The sequence below is a fragment of the uncultured Legionella sp. genome, assembly GCF_937871865.1.
In the GTDB taxonomy this organism is placed as follows: Bacteria; Pseudomonadota; Gammaproteobacteria; order Legionellales; family Legionellaceae; genus Legionella.
The window spans coordinates 1-2,591 of sequence record NZ_CALMPD010000292.1; the positions used below are offsets into that span (position 1 = coordinate 1).

Consider the following 2,591-nt stretch of genomic DNA (forward strand, 5'->3'; position numbering starts at 1 on the left):
GGGCTCCCTCATTTTTTCAGCAGCAGGTAAATTCAGCCATAATTGTAATCCTTGCAGACGGCCCGTTGCAGAAGACGGCATTTCAGAATGGACAATTCCTTTTCCCGCCGTCATCCATTGCACATCACCGGCATGAATAATCCCTTTATGGCCTTTATTGTCTTCATGAGTTATCGAGCCATGAAGCAGATAAGTAATAGTTTCAAACCCACGATGAGGATGCGCTGGAAATCCGGCAAGATAATCCAATTCCTCAGTACTATCAAAATAATCAAATAATAAAAAAGGATCAAACTCATTGTCCTTGCTTATCCCTATATATCGCTGCAATTTGACTCCGGCACCTTCTCGAAACAAAGTCCCATCAATCAATCGCGCTACAGTTAACTCACTCATGCTGTCCCTCAATTGCTATTTTTTTTAGCATAGTCCAAACAGACCTTTTTTCCTACCAAACTGCTGCTTTTTTTGCTCCTTTGTTTTTTTATCCAGTTTATTGGCAACTTTAAAAAACGAAGCTATGCTGAAATAGCGTCTCAAAAAAAAGGAATCAGGTTATGGATACAACCGAACACACGGAATTAGGTAATGGAATACGATTGGATAGTACTGAGAACAATCCCTATTTAAGAATTGATGAAGCAGGAGTCCTGCACTTACGCCTACAGCGATTTAACGAAAAACACCTGCCAATACCCATGGAATTAGAAATGTCTTCTGGCGAGATTGTCGCAATGGCTGGCGACTATTTTACCCAGGCCGATTGGATAATGGAACTTGACTTACCGAAACTGGAGCGTTTCAATTCTCCTGTCGAGTTAGGCAACTATCTGATTCGCAAAAGCATTGGGTTCAAGGAAGAAGAAGCTCTAATCAAAGCGTATAATAACCTGGCAGCCCCTGATGTCAGCAGAAAGGACATTGACCTAATTTATAAAATAAATGACAACACCTACATTCCAGGCTTTCCAGCCCTTGATTTTTATGTAAAACAGCTGATGTTTTATTTTCGCGTTAAAGATTATGGCGAAATGCTTACCACCAACCAAACTCATTTTACTCCCTGGTCGGTAAGAGTATATGTATTGGGGCATTCAATTGCCTTAAGGTATGCACATTTAGCTTATGAATTAAATAAATGGGCAAACACCCCTGATTATCAATCGGACAACCCAGACTTCCATCGGATACGCAAAGACTTCGCAGGCAAAGGCCTGCTTCCCTCACGTACCGAATTATTTGATCTGGCTCATCGCTACCATGCCCAGGCACTATCAATGGAATTATTTACCTTTCATTACTATACCGACCACTTTGCTACCGGGCATATGGCAATGGTAGGGGACTTACGTAAAATACTGCCTGAACGATTCGGCACCTTGGGCAGCATCCTGGCCAATAACCTGCACGATGAAATTAACCGGGTTGGCGTGTTTACCATCAGACCTTACGATCCAACCCCTGATGAACGTGATGCTCCTACACGAGCCAGAGGAGATGGTGATATTAATACCTGTCTGGATAAGTTCAATCGCCAAGCATGCGCTGATGGAATGGCAGCCTCCATTCAAGACATCCAGAATGTGTTACATGGCGCTCCAATTCCTCAACACAAAGATTTTGGCGGCCTGGAACACATGCCTGATGTTGATTTCAATTCCCGACAGCATCAACCGCTTTTAGTATTAAGTAATGACCGGATATTTTATCGTAAAGAACTGAGTAAAATTCATATTCTGTCTCCAACAGAATATGAAGGCTTACGAGCCAATCCTCTAGCTTATGGATACAAGGAACTAACCAGTACATGGGATGCGTTTAAACTCGTAGCGAAACTGCGTCTCCTTCCCTTTGTTTATGAAGGAAAAATACAGCCAGTCTCATCTGTTAAAAAGATAGAAATCATGCTTGATGAACAAATGAGATCACCTAAACGACAACCTATTCCTGAGGCTACCTGCGACTTAGAAACAGAACCAACTGCTCTTGACTGGCGAACCAAAAAAGTGGAGTGGAGTACGTTAAAAGATCGCATGGATGCTCTGGATGGTCTCAAAAAACACAGTGTATTAAAAATGAAACGCCGCGAAAATCCTCAGGAAATCAAGGAACCACAAGAAGAACTCAGCCTGGGAATTTAAGACCTACCCTCATTTTGAGTTTGTGTGTCACAAGCACAAGCTCAAAATGGTCCAATGCTCTACCAGACCTCTCAAGTGTGCTCATACATTTACCAAGAAACAAATTCTGATAATATGCTAGAATACGCACACATATTGAAGAGGTGACTATGAAACTCACGATAAAACTCCTGTTATCTGCACTTTTAATCATAGCTTCGGTTTCTCAAAGCCAGGCAGACGTGTTGCTTAAAGAAATTCAAGGCCAGGATACTCCATTTTCTACCCTAAAAGGCAAATGGGTTTTTATTAATTATTGGGCTGGCTGGTGTCAAACCTGTCTTGATGAAATCCCTGAGTTCAATCGATTTTATCAACAGCACAGAGACGATCCGATTGCTTTATACGCAGTAAATTTTGATGGGTTGCCATTGTTAGAGCAAAAAAATCTGATCAGAAGATTTAATATCC

3 protein-coding genes are annotated in these 2,591 nt (G+C 41.6%); 2 read left to right on the plus strand and 1 reads right to left on the minus strand.

From position 1 onward, the window contains the following. Positions 1-396 (minus strand): pirin family protein (locus Q0495_RS15685; protein WP_298627969.1); only part of this gene is annotated, 396 nt, incomplete at its 3' end. Between the two features lie 161 nt (positions 397-557). Between Q0495_RS15685 and Q0495_RS15690 the strand changes: the two genes are divergently transcribed. Further along, positions 558-2,141 (plus strand): type IV secretion protein Dot, encoded by a 1,584-nt coding sequence (locus Q0495_RS15690; RefSeq protein ID WP_298627972.1) that lies wholly within the window; start codon positions 558-560, stop codon positions 2,139-2,141. A 149-nt stretch (positions 2,142-2,290) separates the two neighbouring features. Beyond that, positions 2,291-2,591 (plus strand): TlpA disulfide reductase family protein (locus tag Q0495_RS15695; protein WP_298627975.1); only part of this gene is annotated, 301 nt, incomplete at its 3' end.